At 70.7% G+C, this 25,517-nt stretch carries 23 protein-coding genes and 1 pseudogene; 20 read left to right on the top strand and 4 right to left on the bottom strand.

What is annotated here, in order from left to right; genetic code table 11:
• Positions 1-34: 34 nt before the first annotated feature.
• The 8 genes from ACFV88_RS12965 to ACFV88_RS12930 all read left to right on the top strand — a co-directional run bounded on the left by ACFV88_RS12965 (position 35) and on the right by ACFV88_RS12930 (position 10,876).
• Positions 35-3,301 carry a sacsin N-terminal ATP-binding-like domain-containing protein gene (locus tag ACFV88_RS12965; protein ID WP_385489529.1) on the top strand — a complete coding sequence of 1,089 codons (3,267 nt, stop codon included), beginning with the start codon at positions 35-37 and terminating at the stop codon, positions 3,299-3,301.
• A gap of 243 nt (positions 3,302-3,544) precedes the next feature.
• Positions 3,545-4,315 (top strand): calcium-binding protein, encoded by a 771-nt coding sequence (locus ACFV88_RS12960; protein WP_385489526.1) that lies wholly within the window; start codon positions 3,545-3,547, stop codon positions 4,313-4,315.
• Positions 4,316-4,655: 340 nt separating this feature from the next.
• A complete protein-coding gene (locus ACFV88_RS12955; RefSeq protein WP_385489523.1) occupies positions 4,656-5,510 on the top strand; it encodes a calcium-binding protein in 855 nt (284 codons plus the stop codon).
• A gap of 255 nt (positions 5,511-5,765) precedes the next feature.
• Complete coding sequence (locus ACFV88_RS12950; protein WP_385489520.1) at positions 5,766-6,581, top strand: calcium-binding protein; 816 nt, start codon at positions 5,766-5,768, stop codon at positions 6,579-6,581.
• Between the two features lie 283 nt (positions 6,582-6,864).
• On the top strand, positions 6,865-7,650 hold the full coding sequence (locus ACFV88_RS12945; protein ID WP_385489517.1) for a calcium-binding protein: 786 nt from the start codon (positions 6,865-6,867) through the stop codon (positions 7,648-7,650).
• Positions 7,651-7,904: 254 nt separating this feature from the next.
• Positions 7,905-8,750, top strand: coding sequence for a calcium-binding protein (locus ACFV88_RS12940; RefSeq protein WP_385489515.1), 846 nt, complete (start codon positions 7,905-7,907; stop codon positions 8,748-8,750).
• 275 nt (positions 8,751-9,025) lie between these two features.
• Positions 9,026-9,832 carry a calcium-binding protein gene (locus ACFV88_RS12935; RefSeq protein WP_385489512.1) on the top strand — a complete coding sequence of 269 codons (807 nt, stop codon included), beginning with the start codon at positions 9,026-9,028 and terminating at the stop codon, positions 9,830-9,832.
• 243 nt (positions 9,833-10,075) lie between these two features.
• Positions 10,076-10,876 carry a calcium-binding protein gene (locus ACFV88_RS12930; RefSeq protein ID WP_385489509.1) on the top strand — a complete coding sequence of 267 codons (801 nt, stop codon included), beginning with the start codon at positions 10,076-10,078 and terminating at the stop codon, positions 10,874-10,876.
• A 214-nt stretch (positions 10,877-11,090) separates the two neighbouring features.
• Here the strand turns inward: ACFV88_RS12930 and ACFV88_RS12925 are convergent, their stop codons facing one another.
• Together ACFV88_RS12925 and ACFV88_RS12920 are read right to left on the bottom strand one after the other, a co-directional pair.
• Positions 11,091-13,505 carry an HAD-IC family P-type ATPase gene (locus ACFV88_RS12925; RefSeq protein WP_385489507.1) on the bottom strand — a complete coding sequence of 805 codons (2,415 nt, stop codon included), beginning with the start codon at positions 13,503-13,505 and terminating at the stop codon, positions 11,091-11,093.
• A 164-nt stretch (positions 13,506-13,669) separates the two neighbouring features.
• Entirely contained in the window at positions 13,670-13,984 is a 315-nt protein-coding gene (locus ACFV88_RS12920; protein ID WP_385489504.1) for a DUF2530 domain-containing protein, read from the bottom strand.
• Between the two features lie 200 nt (positions 13,985-14,184).
• On the opposite strand from ACFV88_RS12920, the gene ACFV88_RS12915 reads away from it, so the two are divergent.
• Complete coding sequence (locus tag ACFV88_RS12915) at positions 14,185-15,639, top strand: NCS2 family permease (protein ID WP_385489501.1); 1,455 nt, start codon at positions 14,185-14,187, stop codon at positions 15,637-15,639.
• Between the two features lie 524 nt (positions 15,640-16,163).
• On the opposite strand, the pseudogene ACFV88_RS12910 reads toward ACFV88_RS12915, so the two are convergent.
• Positions 16,164-16,334: pseudogene (locus tag ACFV88_RS12910) on the bottom strand (ribbon-helix-helix protein, CopG family); the annotation flags it as partial.
• Positions 16,335-16,475: 141 nt separating this feature from the next.
• On the opposite strand from ACFV88_RS12910, the gene ACFV88_RS12905 reads away from it, so the two are divergent.
• The 8 genes from ACFV88_RS12905 (at position 16,476) to ACFV88_RS12870 (ending at position 21,232) form a co-directional block, all read left to right on the top strand.
• Positions 16,476-16,913, top strand: a complete 438-nt coding sequence (locus ACFV88_RS12905) for a MarR family winged helix-turn-helix transcriptional regulator (RefSeq protein ID WP_385489499.1) — start codon at positions 16,476-16,478, stop codon at positions 16,911-16,913.
• A gap of 25 nt (positions 16,914-16,938) precedes the next feature.
• Positions 16,939-18,540, top strand: a complete 1,602-nt coding sequence (locus tag ACFV88_RS12900) for an MFS transporter (protein WP_385489496.1) — start codon at positions 16,939-16,941, stop codon at positions 18,538-18,540.
• A gap of 43 nt (positions 18,541-18,583) precedes the next feature.
• Complete coding sequence (gene thpR / locus ACFV88_RS12895; RefSeq protein ID WP_385489493.1) at positions 18,584-19,168, top strand: RNA 2',3'-cyclic phosphodiesterase; 585 nt, start codon at positions 18,584-18,586, stop codon at positions 19,166-19,168.
• A gap of 291 nt (positions 19,169-19,459) precedes the next feature.
• Complete coding sequence (locus ACFV88_RS12890; RefSeq protein ID WP_385489490.1) at positions 19,460-19,681, top strand: hypothetical protein; 222 nt, start codon at positions 19,460-19,462, stop codon at positions 19,679-19,681.
• Entirely contained in the window at positions 19,665-20,189 is a 525-nt protein-coding gene (locus tag ACFV88_RS12885; protein WP_385489487.1) for a DUF6879 family protein, read from the top strand. Before ACFV88_RS12890 ends, ACFV88_RS12885 begins: the two co-directional genes overlap by 17 nt.
• Positions 20,179-20,532, top strand: coding sequence for a helix-turn-helix domain-containing protein (locus ACFV88_RS12880; RefSeq protein ID WP_385489484.1), 354 nt, complete (start codon positions 20,179-20,181; stop codon positions 20,530-20,532). The genes ACFV88_RS12885 and ACFV88_RS12880 overlap by 11 nt, the downstream gene beginning before the upstream one ends.
• Entirely contained in the window at positions 20,436-20,666 is a 231-nt protein-coding gene (locus ACFV88_RS12875; protein WP_385489481.1) for a DUF397 domain-containing protein, read from the top strand. The genes ACFV88_RS12880 and ACFV88_RS12875 overlap by 97 nt, the downstream gene beginning before the upstream one ends.
• Before the next feature lie 80 nt (positions 20,667-20,746).
• Positions 20,747-21,232 carry a hypothetical protein gene (locus ACFV88_RS12870; protein ID WP_385489480.1) on the top strand — a complete coding sequence of 162 codons (486 nt, stop codon included), beginning with the start codon at positions 20,747-20,749 and terminating at the stop codon, positions 21,230-21,232.
• A gap of 106 nt (positions 21,233-21,338) precedes the next feature.
• On the opposite strand, the gene ACFV88_RS12865 is transcribed toward ACFV88_RS12870, so the two are convergent.
• Positions 21,339-22,328, bottom strand: a complete 990-nt coding sequence (locus ACFV88_RS12865) for an aldo/keto reductase (RefSeq protein WP_385489478.1) — start codon at positions 22,326-22,328, stop codon at positions 21,339-21,341.
• 120 nt (positions 22,329-22,448) lie between these two features.
• Between ACFV88_RS12865 and ACFV88_RS12860 the strand changes: the two genes are divergently transcribed.
• The 3 genes from ACFV88_RS12860 to ACFV88_RS12850 all read left to right on the top strand — a co-directional run bounded on the left by ACFV88_RS12860 (position 22,449) and on the right by ACFV88_RS12850 (position 25,493).
• A complete protein-coding gene (locus ACFV88_RS12860) occupies positions 22,449-23,666 on the top strand; it encodes a helix-turn-helix domain-containing protein (protein WP_385489476.1) in 1,218 nt (405 codons plus the stop codon).
• Between the two features lie 99 nt (positions 23,667-23,765).
• Entirely contained in the window at positions 23,766-24,986 is a 1,221-nt protein-coding gene (locus ACFV88_RS12855; RefSeq protein WP_385489473.1) for a helix-turn-helix domain-containing protein, read from the top strand.
• A gap of 144 nt (positions 24,987-25,130) precedes the next feature.
• Positions 25,131-25,493 carry a hypothetical protein gene (locus ACFV88_RS12850; protein ID WP_385489471.1) on the top strand — a complete coding sequence of 121 codons (363 nt, stop codon included), beginning with the start codon at positions 25,131-25,133 and terminating at the stop codon, positions 25,491-25,493.
• Positions 25,494-25,517: the final 24 nt, after the last annotated feature.

Genomic DNA, 25,517 nt, shown 5'->3' with positions numbered 1-25,517 from the left:
CGCGGGCCGAAGGACCAAGGACAAGGAGCCCCCCGTGACCCCGTTCGCGAGCCCCGCCGCCCCGGGACCCGGAGCCCCGGACCCCTTCGGCACGACCCGCCTCCGCCAGGAGGTCCTCACCGCGTGGCGCACCACGCCCACCCGCTTCCGCGAGGACGCCAACGCGGAAGAAGACCTCGCCCTCGGCGGCCACCGCGACCGCCTCATCGTGGAACTCGCCCAGAACGCCGCCGACGCCGCCGCCCGCACCGGCGCCCCCGGCCGCCTCCGCCTCACCCTCCACGACGACGGCACCCCGCACGGCGCCCTCGCCGCCGCGAACACCGGCGCCCCCCTGGACGAGGCGGGCGCCCTCTCGCTGTCCACCCTGCGGGCCTCCGCGAAGCGCGACACCCCCGCGGACACCCCCGCATCCGGCGCCGTCGGCCGCTTCGGCGTCGGCTTCGCCGCCGTGCTCACCGTCACCGACGAACCCGCCGTGCTCAGCCGCACCGGCAGCGTCCGCTGGTCCCTCGTCCAGGCCCGTGCCCTCACCGAGGACACCGCCGCCGGCGACACCGCCCCCGGCACCCTCGCCGACGAACTCCACCGCCGCGAGGGCCACGTACCGCTGCTGCGCCTGCCGTTCCCGGCGGAGGGCTCCGCACCCGAGCCGTACGACACGGTGATCCTGCTGCCGCTGCGGGACGCCGCCGCCCGGGAGCTCACCGAACGCCTGCTGGCCGGGGTCGACGCGGCCCTGCTGCTCACCCTCCCCGGCCTGGCCGAGGTCGTCGTGGAAACCCCGGACGGCACCGTCCGCACCCTCACCCGCCGCGCCGAGGCCCCGTACACGGTGATCGAGGACTCCCGTGACGGCACCACCCGCTGGCGCACCGTCAGCCGTGGCGGCGCGCTGACCCCCGCCCTGCTGACCGGGCGCCCCGTCGAGGAACGACTGCGCCCGCACTGGTCCGTCACCTGGGCCGTTCCGGTGGACGACGAGGGCGCCCCCCGACCGCCCCGCACCGCGCCGGTGGTCCACGCGCCCACCCCCAGTGACGAGCCCCTCGGCATCCCGGCCCTGCTCATCGCCTCGTTCCCGATGGACCCGACCCGCCGGCACACCGCCCCGGGGCCGCTGACGGACTTCCTCACCACCCGCGCCGCCGACGCCTACGCGGAACTGCTGGCCGCCTGGCGCCCGGTGGGCCCCGGCGTCATCGACCTGGTGCCCGGCCCGCTCGGCCGCGCCGAACTCGACGGGGCGCTGCGCGCGGCGATCCTGGAGCGGCTGCCCCGCACCGCGTTCCTGCCGCCGGTCGCCCGGACCGCCCCCGTCCCCGATCTCGCCCTGGACGAGTGGGGCGGCGACGGCGAACGGGCCCCGGAGGACGGGCACGCCCTGCGCCCCCGGGACGCCGAACTGGTCGAGGGCGCCGGCTCCGACACCGTCCGGGTGCTGGCCGAGGTGCTGCCGACCCTGCTCCCGGCCGGCCTGGAACGCCGGGCGGAACTGCGCACCCTCGGGGTGGCGCGGGTGGCCCTCACGGACGCCGTCGACCGGCTGGCCGGCCTGGAACGCGACCCCGCGTGGTGGTGGCGGCTCTACGACAGCCTCGCCGGAGTCGACCCGGACCGGCTGACGGGCCTCCCGGTGCCGCTCGCGGACGGCCGGACGACGATCGGGCCCCGGCAGATCCTGCTGCCCGCACCCGGCCAGGGTGCCGGCCCCGTCGAGGGACCGGACACGCCCGCCGCGCTGGCCCGACTGGGCCTCAAGGTGGTCCACCCCGATGCCGCCCACCCGCTCCTGGAGAAGCTGGGGGCCCTGCCCGCGACCCCGCGCGCCGTCCTCACCACCCCGCAGGTCAGGGCCGCGGTCGCCGCCTCCCTGGACGACGAGGCGTGGGACGACCCGTACCCGCTGGACGACCCCGCGGACGGTACGGGGGCCGACGGGCCGTGGGGCGCGGAGCAACTCGCCGAACTGGTCCTCGGGCTGGTCCGGGACGCCAACCTGGCGCCGGGCGACGAACCGTGGCTCGGCGCACTGGCCCTCACCGACGAGGACGGCGAACCGGCCCCGGCCGGCGAACTCGTCTTGCCCGACAGCCCGTTCGCCCAGGTCATCCGGGAGGGCGAGCTGGCCGCCGTCGACGCGGAACTCGTCGAGCGGTGGGGCGAGCAGCCACTGACCGCCTGCGGGGTCCTCGCCGACTTCGCCCTCGTCCGGGCCACCGACGTGGTGCTCGACCCGGACGAATTGGAGCCCCGTGACGGGGACTTCGCCGAGCCGGACGACGCGGGTCTGCTGGACGCGGTCGACGTGTGGTGCGAGGACGTCCTCGACCGGCTCCCGCACACCCCGGTCCCGCCGGTGGCCACCGAACTCATCGCGGTGCGGGACCTCGACCTGGTCGACGACGACCGCTGGCCGCAGGCCCTCGCCCTGCTGTCCCGCCCGCCGCTGCGCGACGCGCTCACCCAGCCGGTGCGCGTCCTGCTGCCGGACGGCACCACCGAGTCCGTCCGTCCGTACACGGCCTGGTGGCTGCGCGGGCACCCGGTGCTGGAGGGCCGGCGCCCGGCGGGACTGCGCGCGGCCGGTTCGGACCCGCTGCTCGCCGGTCTCTACGAGTCGGCCGACGCGACGGGCTTCGAGGACGCCCAGGTGCTGCGGGCCCTCGGGGTGCGGACCTCGGTGGCCGCGCTGCTCGACGAGCCGGGCGGCGCCGCCGAACTCCTCGACCGGCTGGCGGACCCGGAACGGGACGTCACCGCGGCCCAGTTGCACGCCCTCTACCGTGCGTTGGCGGAGCTCGACCCGGGGCAGGTGACCCTTCCCGAGGAGCTGCGCGCGGTGGTCGACGGCCGGGTGACCGTGGTGGACGCGACGGACGCGGTCGTCGCTGACGCCCCGGACCTGCTGCCGCTGGCCGCCGGGTTGCCGCTGCTGCCGGTCCCCCCGGCCGGCGCCGCCGCGCTCGCCGAACTGCTCCAAGTGCGGCTGTTGGGCGCGGTGGTCGAGGCCGGGGTGCCGGACGACGGGGTGGTGCGGACGGTGCCGGAGTCGGTCCGTACGCTGCTCGGCACGGCGACCCCGACCACGTACACGGAGCACGAGGAACTGACCGTCGGGGGTGCGGAGGTCGACTGGCGCCGCACGTCGGACGGGACCGTGCACGCGGCGACCCTGGAGGGCGTGGCGGCGGGTCTCGCCTGGGCGGCGGGCCAGTGGCCGCGACGGTTCGAGGTCGCCGCGCTGTTGGAGGACCCCTCGCGGACGGACGAGTTGGCGCGGGACCGCTGGTTCGACTAGACCGGTACGCCCCGTCTTGCACTGATTCGCCGGGCGGGGCTCGGGCGAGAAATTCTTGTTAACGCGGCTCACACGGGAAAAAAGTGTGGACGACTGCAACCGTTTAATGGCATGGTGTGTGTTGTCAGTTGAGCCGACCGGCTCCGCAGACCAAGACGAAGTCGGGCTCCCGCAAGGCCCCGCGCCCCAGGATTGGGGGGTGGCGTGGAAGGCCCCGGGAGCCCCTGAACACCTGGGGAATCCATGCGTAAGCGCGTATCCGCCGCCGTGGCCACCGGCGCACTCGCCCTGACCGGCCTGGCCATTCCGGCCGCGCACGCCGCTCCGGCCGAAGAGGAGATCAAGCTCAGCAACATCAAGGTCAACGGCGGCAAGGACGTCGCGATCGGCACCGGCAACAAGAAGTTCACGCTCACGTTCGACGCCAGCCACAGCTCGAACATCGAGGCCAACCCGTCGATCTCGGCGTGGAAGGGCTCGTCGGGCATCCTCCTGCCGGACGGGTTCCTGCGCGACCAGTGCAAGGAAGTCTCCGCCACCAAGTCCTCCTGCACGGCGACGTTCAACGTCAACCCGCAGGACTACGACATCGACAACAGCGAGGCCGGGACCTGGAGCACTGAGGTCTTCATCAGCGCGCAGTACCCCAGCTCGGCGTACCTCGACAAGAGCAACATCAAGAGCTTCAAGGTCCTGCGGGCGGCGAAGCTGACGACCAACGCCGCGCCGGAGCCGATCAAGAAGGGCAAGACCCTCACGGTCACCGGCGCCCTGACCCGCGCCAACTGGGACACGTTCAAGTACGGGGGCTACACCGCCCAGTCGGTGAAGCTCCAGTTCAAGAAGCAGGGCGCCGCGACCTACACCGATGTGAAGACGGTCAAGTCGGACAGCCGTGGCAACCTGAAGACCACGGTCAAGGCCACCGTTGACGGTTCGTACCGTTACAGCTTCGCCGGCACCTCGACCACTCCGGCGGTCAACGCGTCCGGCGACGCCGTGAACGTGACCTGATCTGATCTGACTCGGGGGTGATCGATCCGGCGGCGTGGGCAAGCATCGGCCCGCCCCGCCGGGACGGTTCCCCTCCGGAACGGTGACACCGGGCGCCGTCGCGGTGCCGCCCCCGGCTCCGGCCGGTGGCGGGGAGCACCCGCGGCGGCGCTCCCACCGGTGAGGTACCCGCGGGCCGAACGGGTGCACGAATTCGCACAACCATTCTCCCAGGTGGTGGGTCTGTTGGGGTGGAGTCATCGGACTCCGCGACCGACCGGGCCTTCGGGAGGCGGCGCGCCCCGTGATGTGGGGGGTTGGTGTGCCGCACCGCTGGCCTATGAGCAAGTGGGGAAAACATATGCGCATCCGTGCCTCTGTCGCCGTGGTCACCGGCGCTCTGGCCCTTTCCGCCCTCTCCGTCCCGTCCGCGCAGGCCGCGGACGGCGGAGTGGACCTGCCGAAGGCCCAGGACATCGTCAAGTCCCTCGGCCCGTCCGCCTTCAGCTCGGGCGCCGGCAAGATCACCAAGGTCACCATCAACGGTGGCAAGAACATCGCCGTCGGCACCGCCAAGAAGAAGTTCAGCGTCGAGATCAGCGCTACCGACAAGAAGGGCGTCGAGTTCGCCCTCGGCTTCCTGTGGCGCGGCAACACCCTGGAGAACGCCACGGCCATGCTGGGCCCCGAGGAGCCCACGAGCGACCCGTGCAAGTACACGGCGACCACCGCCACGTGCAAGTTCACCTACGTGGCGGACCCCAAGGCCGACCTGACCAACAAGGACGCCGGCACCTGGAAGTTGCTGGCCATGGCCTTCCGCCCCACGGACCCCTCGAACCCCGATGACGACGGTCTCATCGCGGCGGAGGAGAACTTCAAGTCGGCCAAGGTCCTGCGGGCGTCGAAGCTGACGGCCAAGGCGACGCCGGACCCGATCAAGAAGGGCAAGACCCTGACCATCGGTGGCGCCCTGACCCGCGCCAACTGGGACAACCTGAAGTACGCGGGCTACACCGCCCAGCCGGTGAAGCTCCAGTTCCAGAAGAAGGGCACCACCACCTGGACCACGGTGAAGACGATCAAGTCGGACAGCCGTGGCAACCTGAAGACCACGGTCAAGGCCGAGCGTGACGGTTCGTTCCGTTACAGCTTCGCCGGAACCTCGACCACTCCGGCGATCAACTCGTCCGCCGACGCCGTGGACGTGCGCTGACCTAGCGGCACCGGGCGCCGTCACAGTGCGCCCCGGGCTCCGGCCCGGGGCGGGGAGCACTGCGGCGGCGCTCACGTGTGTCCGACACCTGTCGGGAAAAAGATGCATGAACTACTACAACCTTTTTCCGGGGTGCGGGTCTGTTGGGGTGGAGTCATCGGACTCCGCGACCGACCGGGCCTGCGGGAGGTGGTGCGCCCCGTGATGTGGGGGTGGTGCGCCACATCGCTGGCCTATGAGCAAGTGGGGAAACACATGCGTATCCGTGCCTCCGTCGCCGTGGTCACCGGCGCTCTGGCCCTTTCCGCCCTCTCCGTCCCGTCCGCGCAGGCCGCGGACGGTGGTCTGGACTTCCCGGGAACCTCCGGCCCGTCCGCCTACAGCTCGGGCGCCGGCAAGATCACCAAGGTCACCGTCAACGGTGGCAAGAACGTCGTGGTCGGCCTCGGCAAGAAGAAGTTCACCGTCGAGGTCAGCGCCTCCAGCAAGGGTGGCGTCGCATTCGCCCTCGCCATGCTGTGGCGCGGCAGCAACGCGGACGTCCCCGCGAACTACCTGAACTACGAGCCGCTGACGTCCGACCCGTGCAAGTACACCCGGACGACCGCCACCTGCAAGTACACCGTCGTCGCTGACCCGAAGACTGAACTCGCCAACGAGGACGCGGGCAAGTGGAAGGTCTACGCGGCCGCCGCCGACGAGGACATGATGGTGGTCGCCGAGAAGGAGAACTACAAGACGGTCAAGGTCCAGCGGGCGGCGAAGGCGACGGTCAACGCGTCGCCGGAGCCGGTCAAGAAGGGCAAGACCCTGACGGTCACCGGTTCGGTGACACGTGCAAGCTGGGACAACAACAAGTACAACGGATTCGCGAGCGGTTCGGTGAACTTGCAGTACAAGAAGCTGGGCACCAGCCGGTGGAAGACGCTGAAGACGGTGTCCGCTGACAGCCGCGGCAAGATCAAGACGACCACCAAGGCGACGAGCGACGGTTACTACCGCTTCCAGTACGCCGGTTCGACCACCACGGGTTACGCGGCCTCCGTCGCTGACAAGATCGACGTGCGTTGATGCTCGCCCACGCGGGTTGAGTGGCCCGTGACGGAGGGTTCCGTCAGGGTGGAGTGAAGCCGAGCGCTGTTCGGGGCGGGGCCTTCTGTGGGGGACCTCTGCCCGCCCCGGGCGGCGCTCCGGCGTATCCAGAGGGCGCGTACAACCATTGCGTGCGCCGGTGCGTCTACCCCGCGGAGCCCCTGGCTCCACTCTCAAGTCTTCGGCCCCCGCGGTCGCACGCCCCCGGTCCCCGGGAACTGCGTGCGCTGCGTTTCGTGGGCCCACAGTGACAGGAACATGCATGAGAACTCGTGCCTTCGTCGCGCTGACGACCGGCGCCCTCGCGCTCACCGCCGTGACCGTTCCGGCCGCGCACGCCGCTGGCGGGTCCACCGGCCCGAAGATCAGCAACGTCTCGGTGAACGGCGGCAAGGACGTGGTGGTGGGCGTCTCCAAGAAGACGTTCACGGTCAAGTTCACCGTGAAGCACAGCTCCCCCATCTACGACGCCCTTGCGGCCATGTGGCGCGGCCCCAATGAGGCCGTGCCCGAGCGGATGATGTTCCCGGACATGGGCCTGGAGCACCCGTGCAAGAAGGTCAACAGCACCACCTCCACGTGCTCCTTCAAGCTGGTCGCCAACCCGAAGGCATCGTTCCCCGAGGGCGACCTCAAGAACGTGGACACGGGCCGTTGGAACCTCATGGCCATGGCGTCGGACTCCAAGCACGAAACCCAGAAGATGAAGGCCGCGACCGCCCTCGTGAAGCGGGCGGCGAAGGCGACGGTCAACGCGTCGCCGGAGCCGGTCAAGAAGGGCAAGACCCTCACGATCACCGGCGCCCTGACCCGCGCCAGCTGGGACACCAACAAGTACGGCGGCTTCGCGAGCGGTGCGGTGAAGCTCCAGTTCAAGAAGAAGGGCACCAGCCGGTGGACGCCGGTCAAGACGGTGTCCGCGGACAGTCGGGGCAAGGTCAAGACCTCGGTCAAGGCGTCGGCGGACGGTAGCTACCGCTTCACCTACGGCGGTTCGGCCTCCACCGGTTCCGCCACCTCCACCGGGGACTTCGTCGACGTCCGTTGACGCCCACTGCTGCGGTGACGTGAGTCGGGCGCCGTTCGGGGCGGGACCTCTTCGGGGGACCTCTGCCCGCCCGGGCGGCGCTCCGGCGTATCCGGGAGGCGCGCGTGCAACCATTGCGCCCCCTGGGATGTCTGTATCTACGGAGTCTCGACTCCGCTGTTTCAGACCATTGGGCCGCCGCGACCGCACACCTCAAACTGCCGGGGGGCAGCGTGCGTTCGTCGCGATGACGGCCCCACAATGACGGGAAATCCATGCGAACTCGTGCCTTCGTCGCTCTGACGACTGGTGCCCTGGCGCTCACCGCCGTGGCCGTTCCGGCGGCGCACGCCGATGACCGCCCCACCGGGTCGGCCCTGCCGTTCAGCTCCGCGTCCGCTGCTGCGGCGCCGGGCGGCCCGAAGATCAGCAACGTCTCCGTCAACGGGGGCAAGACCGTGACCGCGGGCGTCTCCAAGAAGACGTTCAACATCAAGTTCACCGCGAAGGACCCGCAGGGGATCGACTTCGGCATCGCGGCCCTCTGGCGCGGCGGCCCCAACGCCGACCGGGCCGAGAAGCTGCTGTCCATCGCCGATCACACCAACCTCGACAACCTGTGCAAGCGGGTCGACTCGACGACCTCCACGTGCACGATCAAGGTGCTCGCCGACCCGAAGGCTCCGATCCCCGAGGGCGACCTCGACAACGCGAACGCGGGTCGCTGGAACATCGCCGTCTACGCGGAGGACAAGCGCGGCAATGGGACGGAGAACCAGAGGTACGGGACGCACTACGTGAAGCGTGCGGCCAAGGCGACGGCCAAGGCGACGCCGGACCCGATCAAGAAGGGCAAGACCCTGACAGTCGCGGGTTCGCTGACCCGTGCGAACTGGGACACCAACAAGTACGCGGGTTTCGCCGGCCAGTCGGTGAAGCTCCAGTACAAGAAGAAGGGCACCGACACCTGGACGACCGTCAAGACGGTCTCCTCGAACAGCCGGGGCAAGGTCGAGGCGACGACCAAGGCATCGGCCGACGGTAGCTACCGCTTCACGTACGGCGGTTCGACCTCGACGGGTTCCGTGTCGTCCAAGGCCGACGCCGTCAACGTGACCTGATTGTCGCGGTGGTGTGAGCCGAGCGCTGTCCGGGGCGGGACCTCTTCGGGGGACCTCTGCCCGCCCCGGGCGGCGCTCCGGCGTATCCGGGAGGGGCGCGTGCAACCGATGCGCCCCCTGGGATGTCTGTTCTTATGGAGCCTCGTCTCCGCTGTTTCAGACCATTGGGCCGCCGTGACCGCACAGTTCAAGCTGCCGGGGGGCAGCGTGCGTTCGTCGCGATGACGGCCCCGCACTGACAGGAACATCTCATGAAGGCTCGTGCCTTAATCGCTTTGACGACTGGTGCCTTGGCGCTCACCGCCTTTGCTGTTCCGGCCGCCCACGCCGATTACCAGCCCACCGGATCGGCCGCCGCCGCCGCGCCGAGTGGCCCGAAGATCAGCAACGTCTCCGTGAACGGCGGCAAGGACGTGACGGTGGGCGTCACCTACGGGACGTTCACGGTCAAGTTCACCTTGCAGGACCCCGACGGGGTCAAGGGGGGCATGGCGGCCCTGTGGCGTGGTGGCCCCGATGCCTATCGGTCGCACAAGCTGCTGGCTCCCGGGGAGTACTTCACCCCGGAGAGCCTGTGCAAGCGGGTCGACGCCACCACCTCCAACTGCACCGTCAGGGTGCTCGCCGACACGGACGCTCCGCCCGAGATGCCCGATGACAACCTCCAGAACGCGGACGCGGGTCGCTGGAACCTCTACGTCTACGGGGAGGACCGGAACGGAAAGAAGACCGAGAACCACAAGGTCACGACCCATCTCGTGAAGCGTGCGGCGAAGGCGACGGCCAAGGCGTCGCCGGACCCGATCAAGAAGGGGAAGACCCTGACGGTCGCGGGTTCGCTGACCCGTGCGAACTGGGACACCAACAAGTACGCGGGTTTCGCCGGCCAGTCGGTGAAGCTCCAGTTCAAGAAGAACGGCGCCACGCGCTGGGAGACCGTCAAGACGGTGTCCGCGGACAGCCGGGGCAAGGTCAAGGCGACGATCAAGGCATCGGCCGACGGTAGCTACCGCTTCACGTACGGCGGTTCGACCTCGACGGGTTCCGTGTCGTCCAAGGCCGACGCCGTCAACGTGACCTGATCGTCGCGGTGGTGTGAGCCGAGCGCTGTCCGGGGCGGGACCTCTTCGGGGGACCTCTGCCCGTCCCGGGCGGCGCCCTTCGTGCGCCCCTGCACTCCTGCACCTCTCAACCATCGTGGCCCCCGCGGGGTCTTGGGACATGGAGCCGTCCGGCTCCCTGACTCGACCGTCGGCCCCGGCCGTACGCCCCGGAGCGGGGGGTGGCGTACGTCCCCGGTGGCCTGCACCGACAGGGGAAGAACGATGAGAAGCCGCGCCTTACTCGCACTGACGACGACCGCACTGGCGCTGACGGCCGTGGCCGTACCGGCCGCGCACGCCAACGACGGCCCCGCCGCAGTTCCGGCGCCGGGCGAACCGCAGCTCACCGACGTGTCCGCGAACGGCGGCCAGGAACTCGTGGTCGGCCTCACCCGCAAGACGTTCGACGTCACCCTCACCGCCACGGACGACTCCGGCATCGCCTACGGGCAGGGGGCCGCTCTGTGGTTCGACGCGGGCAGCCTGTACCGGCTGCTCATGCCGTACGGTGTCCGGCCGGTCTGCACGGAGGTCAATGCGACCACCTCCACGTGCGTCACCCGCAACATCGCCGACCCGAACCATCCCGATGACCGGCGTGACCTGACCAACGAGTTGGCGGGACGCTGGGACGTGTACGCCGCTGCGCAGGGTCGCGACGGCGGCGTGACCGAGAACCCGCAGGCCGCCACCGTGACGTTCAAACGGGAGGCGAAGCTGAGTGTGGACGCCTCGCCGGAGCCGGCGGGGCCCGGGGAGGTCCTGACGGTCACCGGTTCGCTGACCCGCGCGGACTGGGACGCCAACAAGTTCCGCGGCTTCGCCAGTAGCGCGGTGAACCTTGAGTACCGGAAGAAGGGCACGGACGTCTGGACCACGGTGAAGACCGTCCAGGCCGATGCGCAGGGCAAGCTCACGACGACGGTCAGCGCGTCGGAGGACGGCTACTACCGTTACGTCTACGGTGGTTCGCGGACCACCGGCGCGGTGATTTCACCCGCCGACTTCGTCGACGTCACCTGACCCGTCCCCCAGGGTGCGTTCACCTGGCGGTGGGCCGGTCCTGTGCGGGTGCGTCGTGGTTGCTCGCGCAGTTCCCCGCGCCCCTGGGGTACGCCCCCGTGGACGTGCCCCGTGGACGTGCCCCGTGGACGTGCCCCGTTAGGGGCGCGGGGAACTGCGCGAGCAACCACAGCGCACCCGCAGGGAACCCGCACCCAAGAACAGCGCACCGCGCCTACTTCGGGAACCGTCGGTCGACCCACCGCCAGGTCCCCTCCAGCACCGCCGCCGCGACCCCCGCGACCCCCACCGCGGCCCACGGCATGGCCACCCCCACCAGGTCCAACGCGAAGAACCGCTGGAGCCAGGGCACCACGAGCACCAGCCCGAACCCGCTCGCCATCGCGACGACCAGCGCCACCCGCCACCAGGTGTACGGCCGGGCGATGATCGCCAGCACCCACAGCGAGATCAGGAAGAGCGTCAGCGTCGCCGCACTGGTCTCGGCCTCCAAGGACCCCGCCCCGGTGTAGTAGCTCCGGGCCAACAGGTACGTCACGAAGGTGGCCGTCGCCGCGATGATCCCGCCCGGGATCGCGTACCGCATGACCCGCCGGACGAAGTGCGGCCTGGCCCGTTCCGTGTTGGGCGCGAGCGCGAGGAAGAAGGCGGGGACGCCGATGGTGAGCGTGGACAGCAGCGTCAAGTGCCGGGGCAGGAAGGGGTACTCGACCTGCGAGACCACCACCAGGATCGCGAGCAGTACCGAGTACACGGTCTTGACCAGGAACAACGTGGCGACCCTGGTGATGTTGCCGATGACCCGGCGGCCCTCCGCGACGACGGACGGCAGCGTCGCGAAGCTGTTGTTCAGCAGGACGATCTGCGCGACCGCCCGGGTGGCCTCCGAACCGGACCCCATGGCGACGCCGATGTCCGCGTCCTTGAGGGCCAGCACGTCGTTCACGCCGTCGCCGGTCATCGCCACGGTGTGACCGCGGGACTGGAGCGCGCCGACCATCTCCCGCTTCTGCTGCGGGGTGACCCGTCCGAACACGGTGTGCTCGTCCAGCGCCGAGGCCATCGCGTCCCGTTCGGCGGGCAACGTCCGGGCGTCCACCGTGGCGTCGGCGCCCGCGAGCCCCAGCTTGCCGGCGACCGCGCCGACCGACACCGCGTTGTCCCCGGAGATGACCTTCGCCCGGACGTCCTGTTCGGCGAAGTACCGCAGGGTGTCGGCGGCGTCCGGCCGCAGCCGCTGTTCCAGGACGACCAACGCGGTGGGCCGGGCCCCTTCGGTGACCGCTCCGTCCTCCAGGGCGTCCAGTTCGCGGACGGCCTTGACCAGCAGCAACACCCGTAGGCCCTGCCGGTTCAGCTCCTCGGTGGCGGCGAGCGAGGGATCGCCGGTCGGCAACAGCACGTCGGGCGCGCCCAGCAGCCAGGTACTGGACTCGCCGTCCGCCTCGTCGAAGCTCGCCCCGCTGAACTTCCGGGCCGACGAGAACGGCAGGGACCGGGTGCAGCGCCAGCCCGCGGGCACCGGATGGGCCGCGATGATCGCCTGGAGGGAGGCATTGGGCCGCGGGTCGGACTCGCCGAGCGCACCGAGCACCCGACGCACGTACGCCGGGTCGGCGCCGCCCAGCACCCGCAGTTCCGTGACGTCCATGCCGCCCTCGGTGAGCGTGCCGGTCTTGTCCAGGCAGACCGTGTCGACCCGGGCCAGCCCTTCGATCGCCGGCAACTCCTGGACGAGGCACTGCTTGCGGCCCAGCCGGATCACGCCGATCGCGAAGGCCACCGAGGTCAGCAGCACCAGCCCTTCGGGGACCATCGGCACGATCCCGCCGACCGTCCGGGCCACCGAGTCCTTGAAGTCGTGGTTCCGTACGACGAGTTGGCTGATGATCAACCCGGTCGCGGTCGGGATCATCATCCACGTCACGTACTTGAGGATCGTGGAGATCCCGGAGCGCAGTTCGGAGTGGACCAGGGTGAAGCGGGACGCCTCCTCGGCGAGCTGCGCCGCGTACGCCTCCCGCCCGACCTTGGTCGCCGTGAACGCGCCGCCGCCCGCGACGACGAAGCTGCCGGACAGCACCGCGTCCCCGGGCCGCTTCACCACCGGGTCCGCCTCCCCGGTCAGCAGCGACTCGTCGATCTCAAGACCGTCGGCCTCGACGCACGTCCCGTCCACCACGACCTTGTCCCCGGGCCCCACTTCGATGAGGTCCCCGAGCACGATCCCCGAGGTCGGCACCTCGACCGCGGCCCCGTCCCGGCGGACCGTGGGCCGGGCCTCCCCGATCACGGCGAGCGAGTCCAGGGTGCGTTTGGCCCGCAGCTCCTGGACGATCCCGATGCCGGTGTTCGCGAGGATCACGAAGCCGAACAGGCTGTCCTGGATGGGCGCGACCACCAGCATGATCGCCCACAGCACCCCGATGATCGCGTTGAAGCGGGTGAGGACGTTCGCCCGGACGATCTCCGCGAGCGAGCGGCTGCTGCGCACCGGGACGTCGTTGACCTCGCCCCGGGCCACCCGTTCGGACACCTCGGCCGAGGTCAGTCCGCCGGCCCGGACCCCGCCCGGGAGCGGAACGGGGTGCACCGGGTCGAGTTCGGCGCCCGCATCGATGTGCGTCATGGTCCGACGGTACGGAAGGAAGGCGCTCCGCACCCGTCGGGCACGGCAAAGGGCCGAGAACGATCCGCGGTCCGGCCCACCGGGTCGGTGCGGGCCGGGGGCCTCGGAACCGCGGGGGCGTGCGTCACGGACCTACGGGGTACGGGGGCGTGCGCGCCGGTGGGTCAGCCCTGATCGTCCTGCGCGGGGGTCCCCGGCGCAGCGGCCCCCGGTACTGCGGCCTGCCCTGCCGCGTGCTGCTTGAGCGCGGCGTCCCGCTTGCGCACGTACCAGATGCCGATGAGTCCGAGGCCGGCGCCGGCCAGGCACGTCCACAGCCACCACAGATGGCCGTGCTCGTCGAACCAGCCGTAGAAGGGAAGCTGCACCAGGAAGAGGACGAACCACAGGATCGTGCCGCCCGTGATGGTGCCGACCACGGGGCCCTCCAGGGGCTCCGGAGCCTCGCGCTTGGGGGAACCCGCAGAAGGATCGGACATGCGGGGAGTTTATCGGGGGCGCGGCGGCACGGGCCGGGGCGTCCGGGGCGTCGTCCGGGGACGGGGAGCGGGTAGGGCCCTACGGGTGGCCACCAGGTTGTCTACGCGCGGAGATAGCGTTCATGTGCCTCATATGTTCATACTGAAACGGTTCTCGACCGGCCCGTTTTGTTCGTAGGAATCTACAACTGAGGTCCCGTATGTCCCCCTCGGCCACCGCTCAGGTCGACGCGTCCGGAGATTCTCCGGCCCCCAAGCCGCCGACCAACGGCCTTGACCGCTACTTCCGGATCTCGGAGCGCGGTTCCAGCCTGCCGCGCGAGATCCGCGGCGGCTTCGCCACCTTCTTCGCGATGGCCTACATCATCGTGCTGAACCCGATCATCCTGGGCAGCGCGAAGGACATGTACGGCCACCAGCTCGACAACGGCCAGCTGGTCACCGCGACCGCGCTCACCGCCGCCTTCACCACCCTGCTGATGGGGGTCATCGGCAACGTCCCGATCGCGCTGGCCGCCGGGCTCGGCGTCAACACGGTCGTCGCCCTCCAGCTCGCGCCCCGGATGTCCTGGCCGGACGCGATGGGCATGGTCGTCCTCGCCGGCTTCCTGGTGATGCTGCTGGTCGCCACCGGTCTGCGGGAGCGCGTGATGAGCGCCGTGCCGCTCGGGCTGCGCAAGGGCATCGCCATCGGCATCGGCCTGTTCATCATGCTGATCGGCCTGGTCGACGCCGGCTTCGTGTCCCGCATCCCGGACATCGCCCAGACCACCGTCCCGCTCACGCTCGGCAGCGGTGGCCACCTCACGGGCTGGCCGGTCCTGGTCTTCGCGCTCGGTGCGCTGCTCACCCTGGTGCTGATCGTGCGCAAGGTGCCCGGGGCGATCCTCATCTCGATCGTGACGATGACCGTCGTCGCCGTGATCATCGAAGCGGTCGCGGAGGTCCCCTCCTGGGGCCTCACCACCCCGAAGTGGCCCGGCAACCCGGTCTCCACCCCCGACTTCGGGCTGATCGGCGAGGTCAGCCTGTTCGGCGGGTTCGAGAAGGTCGGCATCCTCACCGGCGTGCTCTTCGTCTTCACCGTGCTGCTGTCGTGCTTCTTCGACGCGATGGGCACGATCATGGGCGTCGGCGACGAGGCCAAGCTGACCGACTCCAAGGGCAACCTCCCCGGCATCAACAAGGTCCTGTTCGTGGACGGCATCGCGGTCGCGGCCGGGGGCGCCTCGTCCTCCTCGGCCACCACCTGCTTCGTGGAGTCCACGGCCGGGGTCGGCGAGGGGGCGCGCACCGGGTTCGCGAACGTCGTCACGGGCAGCCTGTTCGGCCTGGCGCTGTTCCTGACCCCCATCGCCACGATGGTGCCGTCCCAGGCGGCCACCCCGGCGCTGCTGGCGGTCGGGTTCCTGATCCTGTCGGGCTCGATCCGGTCGATCGACTGGGACGACTACACGATCGCCATCCCCGCGTTCGTGACCATGATGATGATGCCGTTCACCTACTCGATCACCAACGGCATCGGGATGGGCTTCATCACCTTCACCGTGCTGCGGGTGGCCGCGGGGCGCGCCCGTGAGGTCCCGGTCGCGATGTACGCGGTGTCCGGCGTCTTCGTCTTCTACTACCTGATGCCCGCGCTCGGGCTGCTCTGATTCGGTTCCGTCCGTGCGGGACGGTAGAGGCCGGTGGTCGCCCTGGTGGCACCACCGGCCCCGTTCGTTCCGGGGGCGTTCCGGGCGGCGGGGTTGCGCAGGGCGGTGAGCGGCCCGCCCGTTCCCGTGCCGCTGACGGTTCCGCCGTTCGCGCGGGGGGCGGTGTCCGGCGGGTCGGCGGCCCCGGTCGTCCTCGTGGGACGGGTCCCCGTGGGGTGCGTGCTCGCGGAGGCGGTGCCCGGGGCGGACCCGGCGCGTGGGACGGAAGCGGTGTCCGTGGCGGACCCGGTGGCGGGTCTCGCTCCCGCGCCCGCGGTCGGCCCTCTGCGCGGGGCGGACTCCCTGTCCGGGGCGGACCCCGTACCCCGGGTGGACCCCGTACTCCTGGCGGACCCGGCGTCCGCGGTCGATCCGGGACCCGGGTTCGATTCGGCACCCGGGTTCGGTCCGGGAACCGGGACGGGTTCGTGCCGCGCGGCGGAACCGACACCCGGGGTGGCGCCGGGATCAGGGGTGGCGCCGGAGTAGAACCGTTCCGTCTCTTCCACCGCCGAGCGGAACCTTTCGTCGAAGTCGTCGCGCACGAGCGTCCCCATCACGTAGTCCTGAACGCTCATGCCCCGCTTCGCCGCATGGCCCCGGAGCCGCTCCAGGAGCTCCCCGTCTATCCGCAGGCTCAGTACGTGTGTCCCCATGGTGTGAGGGTCCGGGCCGAGGGGGTAGGTTGTATCACTTTCCGGCATCCGCTCACCCGTACGGGTGACGAGTGGGCGGCGTGTCCGGGATCACCGTGTAGACAGTGGTGTTTAGGTAAGGTAATGAGTTACGCTAACAACATGCCTGACCTTACCCATGGCGACGATGCAGCGGCGGTCAACGCCCTCCGCTCGTCGGTCATGCGACTGTCCCGGCGGCTCAAACACCAGCGGGTCGACGAGTCGCTCAGTCCGACGGAGATGTCGGTGCTGGGCACCCTCGCCCGCTGCGGATCCGCCACCCCCGGCGAGCTGGCCCGCAAGGAGCACGTCCAGCCGCCCTCGATGACCCGCATCGTGGCGCTCCTGGAGGCCAAGGGCCTGGTCAGGCTGGAGCCACACCCCGACGACCGCCGCCAGAAGGTGGTCACCCAGACCGAACAGGCCGAGGCCATGCTCGAAGAGAGCCGCCGCCGGCGCAACGCCTGGCTGGCCGGTCTGGTCGAGGACCTGGACGAGGACGAACGAGCCAAGCTGCGCGCCGCCGCCCCCGTACTGGAGAAGCTCGCACACCTGTAGTACCGAGCCGAGGAGGCGAATCTTTTTGAGTACGGGATCCGGAGCAGACTCCGCCCCCGCACCGCACACCCACTCCGACCCCGCCGCTCCTGACGGCACCCGACGCACCCCCGCCCGCGCGGGCAGGTTCGGGTTCCGGATCCGGCGACCGTTTCGCCGGCCCGCCGCCGGACGACTCATACCCCGTACCGTCCCCGCCCCCCGCTCGCAGCGGCCCGCTGCCGATGCGGCCGACGGGGCACCCGTGTCCCTGGCCAAGGCCACCGACACCACGGGGACCACCCACATCACCGATACCCCTGTTACCCCTGATATCTCTGACACCTCTGGAACCACCGGGACCGACAGCGGTCGGGGCGGCACCTTCTCCTCCCTGGCCATCCGCAACTACCGGCTGTTCGCCATGGGCGCCGTCGTCGCCAACGTCGGCGTCTGGATGGCCCGCATCACCCAGGACTGGCTGGTCCTCAGCCTCACCGGCTCCTCGACCGCCGTCGGGATCACCACGGCGATGCAGTTCCTGCCGATGCTGCTGTTCGGCCTCTACGGCGGGGTCATCGCCGACCGCTTCCCCAAGCGGACCCTGCTCTTCCTCACCCAGGGCGCGATGGGGATCGGCGGACTGTTCCTCGCCGCCCTCACGCTGAGCGGACACGTCCAGGTGTGGCACGTGTACATGACGGCGCTGTTCACCGGACTGGTGACCGTCGTCGACAACCCGACCCGGCAGTCGTTCGTCTCCGAGATGGTCGGCCCCGGGCAGGTCCGCAACGCCGTCGGCCTGAACTCCGCGAACTTCCAGTCCGCGCGACTGGTCGGCCCCGCGGTCGCCGGCGTGGTGACGGCCGCCTTCGGTCCCGGCTGGGCGTTCCTCGCCAACGGCCTGATGTTCCTCGCCCCGCTCCTCGGACTGGCGCTGATGCGCACCTCCGAACTGCACCCCACCCCGCGCCGGCCGCGCGGCAAGGGCGAACTCCGCGAGGGCCTGCGGTACGTCTCGCGCAACCCGGAGTTGATCTGGCCGATCGTGCTGATCGGCTTCGTCGGAACGTTCGGCTTCAACTTCCCGATCTGGCTGAGTGCCTATGCGCACGACGTCTACGACGGCGGCTCGGGCATGTACGGACTGTTCAACACCCTGATGGCGTTCGGCTCGCTGGTCGGCGCGCTGCTCGCGGCCCGGCGCGCCAGCACCCGGCTGCGGATGCTCGTCGCGGCGGCGGTGCTCTTCGGCGCCCTCCAGATCGTGACGGCGTTCGCCCCGTCGCTGTGGACGTTCCTGCTGCTCCTGGTGCCGATCAGCATGCTGGGCCTGACCGTGAACGTCACGGCCAACTCGTTCGTGCAGCTCGCCACCGACCCCGAGATGCGGGGCCGGGTGATGAGCCTGTACATGATGGTCTTCGTCGGCGGCACCCCGCTGGGCGGCCCGCTGTTCGGCTGGCTCACGGACGCGTACGGGGTGCGGTTCAGCTTCGCGGTCGGCGGCCTCGTCTGCGCGGTGTCCGCGCTGTTCGTCGGGCTGATGCTGGCCCGTGCCGCCGGGCTGCGCGTCCAGGTCGACCTGCGCCGGGGCCACCAGCACGTCCGGTTCGTGCCCCGACGGGAGCTGGCCACCGCGGCCTGAGCGGCCGTTCCGGAGGCGGGCCGGGCGGGTGACACTGGGGCGCATGAGACTCTACGCCGGCGTACTGCCCCCGCCCTCCGTGAACGACGAGCTCGGCCGGGCGGTCGACGCGCTGCGGGACCTGCCCGGGTACGAGTCGCTGCGCTGGACGGGACGGCCCGGCTGGCACCTCACCCTCGCGTTCTACGGTGAGGTGCCCGAGGAGTCCGTCCCCGAGCTGACGGAACGGCTCGCCCGGGGCGCACACCGCTCGGAACCGTTCACCCTGGCGCTCACCGGGTCCGGCACCTTCGGCGGACGGTCCCTGTGGGCCGGGGTGAGCGGCGACACCCGGGCGCTGCGGCTGTTGGCCGACCGGGCGGAGGCGGCGGGGCGCCGGGCCGGGCTGTCGCTACGGGAGCACCGGCGGTTCCGCCCCCACCTCTCGCTCGCCCGGAACCGGGACAGCGCCGCCGCCTCGGGCGTCGACCTCGCCCCGTACCTCGACGGGCTCGCCGACTTCGCCGGTGCGGCGTGGACGGTGCGCGAGCTGACGCTGGTCCGCAGCAACCTGCCCACCGGTGGGGTGCGCGGGGCGCGGCCCCGGTACGAGACGGTCGCCGCCCTGCCGCTGGGCGCCGCCGGTTAGGCTCGGGGGTGTGGACCCGAAGACCCGAAACCGGATCATGGCCGGTGTGCTCGTAGTGATGTTCCTCGTCGTCGCCGTCGCCTCGGCGGTCGGCGGGTAACGAGCGGTGCCCCGGTGGTGGCCGCCCGTGCGGGGTTGCGCGCGGGCGGCTCCGGCGTGCGCGGGGCGCGGTGACGGGTCAGGCACGGTGATCGTCTACCCGACAACGTGAATATCGGCGTCCCCGCATGGACGGCCGACCCTGCTCCTCCGTACCTTCGGGGCACCACTCACAGCCCAGGGGGTAGCACCATGGCGCGCGAGGAACTGATCCGACTCACGGGCAACGGCAATGGCAACGGCAACGGCGGACCCTGCGGGAAGGACGACTGCCCGAACGTCTACCGCACCCCGTCCGGTTCCCTCCTCGTCCAAGGGGATGCGTCCGACGCCTTTCGGCCCCCGGCGGGAGAAGCACTTGTGGAGATCCCCGAGAGCGTCCTGAGGGAGGCCGCCCGTGCTCTTGGCTGGTGAGCAGTGGGCGGCACGGTTCGAGGGTTTCCGGCGGGAGGCCTGGCGCCTGGAGACCCTGCCGCAGTACCTCATGCCGCAGGAGGAAGGCGAGCTCGCAGCGTTCCGTGCCGGTGTTCGCATCGATGCCCGTACGGTCTCGAACGAATACACCGACCGGCTCCGCCGACAAGCCGCGGAGGGTCGGCCGCAGGGACGTGTGCACATCGTGACCAGGCCGCTGTCCGAGTACCTGAGGTTTGAGTTCTCCCAGTACTACGCACCGCACGCGCTGGCGGGAGAACGGATCCGGATCCTTGACGTGACCGACCGGGAGAACCCCCTCGAAGGGGTCCAGGACTTCTGGATGTTCGACCGTACCGAGGTGGTGCTCATGAACTACCACCCGGACGGGAGGCAGATCAATCGAGAGGTCCACGAAGGGGACGTGTCCCCGTTCGTCGAGTACCAGCGAATCGCGGTGGCCGAGTCGGTGCCCATTGAGGAGTACGTGAAGGGCCTTGACGTTTGAGCCCGGACGGCTGGGTCAATCCAGGTCGGACCTGGCCGAAGCGCTGAGGGGCGAGCGCTTGCGAGCCGGGAAGACGCAAACCTGGCTCGCTCGGCGTTGCAACATGTCCCAAACCAAGGTGAGCAACATTGAGGGTGGCAGGCTCACGCCCTCGCTGGTCGACGTCGAATTGATGCTCGATGCCCTGGGGGTGGACGGGCCGTTCGCTGCGAGGGTTTCCGCGCTGGCGAGGACTGCACATACGGAATGGCAGGACCACTGGTCCTCGCCCTGCCCATCGAGGGTGCCGTGTTTCGTAGTGCATGTGGTGGCAACACGCACCCTGACGGCGAGTCTTGCGTGACGCTTGCCTGCATCGGCGCGGACACGTGGGCCCTGGGGGACAGCAAGCGCCCCGGGGGCGAGCCGTTGCGGTTCAGTACAACCGAACTTGACGCCGCCGGCATCGACCCCGCCCGGTTCGGTTTGCGCGTCTGATCTCCGTACCCGCTCTGCAGCGGCCCTCGGCCCGTCCTCTCGGGCCGGGGGCCGCTCTCAGCTCGCAGGAAGAGCGTTCGTTGCACATCCATGGCTACCTGTGGGTCGGACCCAAGGCGCACTTCGACGACGAGGGGCTCAGACGCCCGCCGCATCCTGAACCACCGCCACCCCCGGCGGGCACGGAGGACAAGGACGGACAACGGCTGATCGAGCGCTACCGGCAAGTGGTGGCCGAGTTCCCCCTGACTGGCATCCCCCCGATCCAGACGGCGCACTGGCTCATCAAGCAGCCCAACCTGATCAGGGGCACCTGGCAAGATCCGAAGGAAGCGGAGCAATGGCTCGGATGCCAACTTGCTGTGTACGCACCTCGGTTCGCCTCGGAGCAGGATCGTGATGGTGTGCGGCTGGCCGCATGTAGAGCGTTCGCAGTCGAGACTTTGGGCCGGGGTGGGGACGTGTCCTTCGGCTACTTCCTCACGCGTCCGACGTTCCTGTCCCTGGCCCTGGTGGTGTGCTCACCGAACCGTGCCGCACCCGAACTGTCGTGCCCGATCAAGTAGATCCGAACGGGCTTCGAAGCGGCGGGTAACGAGCGGTGCCCCGGTGGTGGCCGCCCGTGCGGGGTTGCGCGCGGGCGGCTCCGGCGTGCGCGGGGCGCGGTGAGCGTTACCAGGCGAAGGCTTCCGGGGACGGGCCCGGGCCGGGGAACAGGGACTCCAGGGACTCCAGCAGGTCGTCCGGGAGTTCCAACGACACCGCCCGCAGCGCGGAGACGAGCTGTTCGGAGGTGCGGGGGCCGATGATCGGGCCGGTGACCCCGGGGCGGGTCAACAGCCAGGCGAGGGCCGTGTCACCCGGCTCCAGACCGTGCTTGTCGACCAGGTCCTCGTACGCCCCGATCCGCTCCCGCACCGTCGGGTCCGCGAGGGCCTGCGCCGCCGTGCCGGACACCCGGCGCCCGCCGTCGGCCTCCTTGCGCAGCACCCCGCCGAGCAGCCCGCCGTGCAGCGGCGACCAGGGGACGACCCCGAGGCCGTACTCCCGGGCCGCCGGCAGGACCTCCATCTCGGCGCGCCGCTCGTACAGGTTGTAGAGGCACTGCTCGCTGACGAGCCCGAGGCGGCCGTGGCGGTCCGCGGTCTCGTTGGCCTGGGCGATCTTGTAGCCCGGGAAGTTGGACGAACCCGCGTACAGGATCTTGCCCTGGGTCACCAGGACGTCGATGGCCTGCCAGATCTCCTCGAACGGGGTGTTCCGGTCGATGTGGTGGAACTGGTAGAGGTCCAGGTAGTCGGTCTGGAGGCGCTTCAGGCTGGCGTCCACGGCGCGCCGGATATTGAGCGCGGACAGCTTGTCGTGGTTGGGCCACGCGGTGCCGGGGTCCTGGCTCATGTTCCCGTAGACCTTGGTCGCGAGGACGACCTTGTCCCGGCGGTCCCCGCCCTTCGCGAACCAGTTGCCGATGATGCTCTCGGTGCGGCCCCTGGGCTCGCGGCCGTACGCGTTGGCCGTGTCGAAGAAGTTGACGCCCGCGTCCAACGCGGCGTCCATGAGGGCGTGGCTGTCGGCCTCGTCCGTGTAGGGGCCGAAGTTCATCGTGCCGAGGACCAGCCTGCTGACCTTGAGTCCCGTGCGTCCGAGCTGCGTGTACTCCATGGTTCCCCAGCCAACGCGGTCGGGGCCGCTCCACGCAAGGGCGCCGTGCGGCGGGGCGTCGACGTACCGCCTTCCGGGGGCATTCGGTGGCTGGCGTCACGCTCCGCAGAAGTACCGTTCTTGGCAGAGGAAGGGACGGGCGCCATGGCCGGGGACGGACGCGGTGGAGTCGGGCGGCGGGTGCACGAGCTGCGGTTGCTGCGCGGCCACACCCTGCGGGAGCTGGGCCGAAGAGCGGCCGTGTCCCCGTCGATGTTGTCCCGCATCGAGACCGGCGAACGGGGCCCGAGCGCGCAGGTCGTGGCCGCGTTGGCGCGGGCGCTCGGCGTGACCGTCTCGGTGCTGCACGGCCAGCCTTACATCGAGCAGTTGCGCAGGGACCAACTCGACCGGCTCATCTCCCCCCTGGGCACCGCCCTCGACAACTGGGGCATCCCGCCGGACGAGGACGACCCCGTTCCGCGCGGGCTGCCGCTGCTGGGTTCCGACGTTGCGGAGGTCCGGCGGCTGCGGACGGACTCCGCGTACGCGGCGCTGGCGGAGTTGCTTCCCGGGCTGCTGGGGGAGTTGTCCCACGCCACGATGGTGCACTCGGCGGGCGGCGACTGCGAACGGGCGCACTGGCTCCAGGCCGAGGCGGCCTTGGGCGTGTTCAGCGTCGCGTACAAGTTCGGCTACATGGACCTCGCCCGGCTGGCGCTGAGCCGGATGGCGATGGCCGCGGCCCGGTCCGGGGACCCGCGCCAGGTGGCCGCCGAACGGGTGAAGCGCGCGCAGCTCAGTGCGGACGGGCCGGCGATGGAGCAGGGGCTGCGTCTCGTCCGCCAAGGGCTGCGCGACCTGGACGACGACGGGACGCCCGAGACCCGTGCCGTGCGGGGCGGGCTGATCCTGAAGGGCGTCCAGATGCACGGGCTGCTCGGCCGGGGCGACGAGACGAACACCTGGCTGGACGAGGCGCGGGGCCTCGCCCGCGAGTTGGGCGAGACCAACCACTACACGTTCGTCTTCGGTCCGACGAACACGGAACAGCACGCGATGGCCGCCGCCGGGGACCGGGACGAGCACGGTGAGGCGGTGGCGATCGGTGAACGGGTCCGGCTGCCGGACGGCTACCCCGCGGCGCGGGCCGGGGCCTACTGGATCGACCGGGCGCGTTCGTTGGCCCTCGTCGCCCGGTCCGAGGACGCGTTGGCCGCGCTCCAGGAGGCCCGTCGGGTGTCACCCCAGCAGGCTCGCTACCACCCGACGACGCACGCCACGGTCGGCGTGCTGCTGAGGGCTCGACCCTCCGTCCCGGAGCGGCTGCGTACGTTCGCCCAGTGGAGCGATGGGTAACCAACGGGGGCTTTTCGCCCGGGACTCGGGCTCGCCGCACCGCCGCGGTGTGACGTTCCGTAGGAGTACCGTTACTGGCGAGAGGGATCGGAGGGGCCCATGTCCCAGCAGGAGGAACGCGTCGGCGCGCGGATCGCGTCGAACCGGAAACTGGCGGGGTACACACAGGCGGGGTTGGCCACCGAGGCGCACGTTTCCCTGGGGGCGGTGCGCAAGGTGGAGCGGGGGGAGCGGTTGCCCACGCACGGGTTCCTGATCGCGGTGGCCCGCGCGCTGCGGGTCCCGGTCGAGGAGCTGACCGGACAGCCGTACCGGGCCGAAACGCCCACGGAGCAACGTACGCACGCGCCCGTCCAGGGCATCCGCACGGCGGTGCGCAGGTTCGACCTACCGGCGGACTGGTACACGGAGCCGAGGCCGATGGAGGAACTGGCACGGGACGTGCAGACCGCCGCCGCCCATCGCACAGCGGCGCGGTACGCCCAGCTCGGTGCCGTGCTCCCGGGTCTGCTTGAGGAACTGACCGCCGGGGTACATCTGACCACCGGACGGCAACGGCGACTGCACGCGCGGCTGTTGGCCTCCGCTTACTACATGGCGCACGGGCTGGCCCATCGGCTCGGGTACAGCGATCTGATCGGACAGCTCGAAGACCGGATGCGGTGGGCCGCGGGGCTGTCGGAGGATTCGCTGATGCGGGCGCTGGCCGAGTGGACGCGTTCCTACTCGTTCGACGCGTTCGGCGACTACGACGGTGGGCTGCGCGTACTGGCGGCGGCCCGAGCGGAGTTGGAGGACGCTGCGGGCGTGGCGGGAGGCGCCGAGCTCCCGCGGATCGCGCTGTTGGGCAGCCTGCACCTGCGTGAGTCCACGTTCGCTTCGCTGGCGCGCGATGAGGCGGGCACCGAGTACCACCTGGCCGAGGCGCGCCGGTTGGGCGAACTGGTACCCGGTGGGCGGGACCAACTCCACTACCACATGACCTTCGGGCCGGCGAACGTCGCGGTGCACGACGTCGCCGCTTCGGTCGAGCTGAAGCGGCCCGAGGAGGCGGTGCGCAAGGCCCGGGGGCTGCGCTTCCCCTCGGACATGGCGCGTACTCGGCAGGGTCACCATCATGTGGCGGTGGCTCGCGCCCATGTGGACCTGGACCGGCGGGAGGACGCGTTGAGGCACCTCCAGAAGGCGCGACGCCTCGCCCCCGAGCTGACCCGCGTCCACCCGACGGCCCGGGAGACCGCTCGCGTCCTCACGCACAAGTACCGCCGCACGACTGAGGAACTGCGCAGCCTCGCCACCTGGTTCGGGGTCCAGAAGTAGCGGTCGACGTCAAGGCGGTAGCGGGTACCCCAGTGCGGGGTACTTGCGCCCTTTCCGTGACGGCATCCTTACGGTCAGTAAGGAACCCCCGCGACCGTGCGACCGGTCCGGGGGCGTGGTCATCAACAAAGGGGAGTCGACGACATGGCTCAAGGTACCGGGGAAGCGGACGGCGCGGGCGCGGGTGAGGGGGCGCGGTTCGTGCGGCTGTTGCCGTGGAGCACCGAGGAGGGCAAGCCCTGTTTCCTGGTGAGCGATGAGGGCGGGGCCGCGGGCGACGGGCGGGGCGGGTTGCGCCGGATCGCGGACGAGATGGAGCGGACGCAGTTGGGGCAGGCGGTCACGTTGCTGGAGCGGGCCGGTTGCCTGGTCGCCGATGAGCGGTCGGGGGAGCGGGAACTGCGGTTCGTGGTGGAGCAGTTGTGCACGTCGTTGCGGGAGGTGTCCCGGGTCGCGGAGAGCCGGGGCGCGCGGTTGGCGGCGGTGCGGGACCTCAGTGCGGGGTAGCCGTCCCGGCCGGGGTAGCCGTCC

This window comes from Streptomyces sp. NPDC059816, assembly GCF_042732055.1.
GTDB lineage: Bacteria > Actinomycetota > Actinomycetes > Streptomycetales > Streptomycetaceae > Streptomyces.
This window is presented reverse-complemented; position numbering and strand designations above follow the sequence as displayed.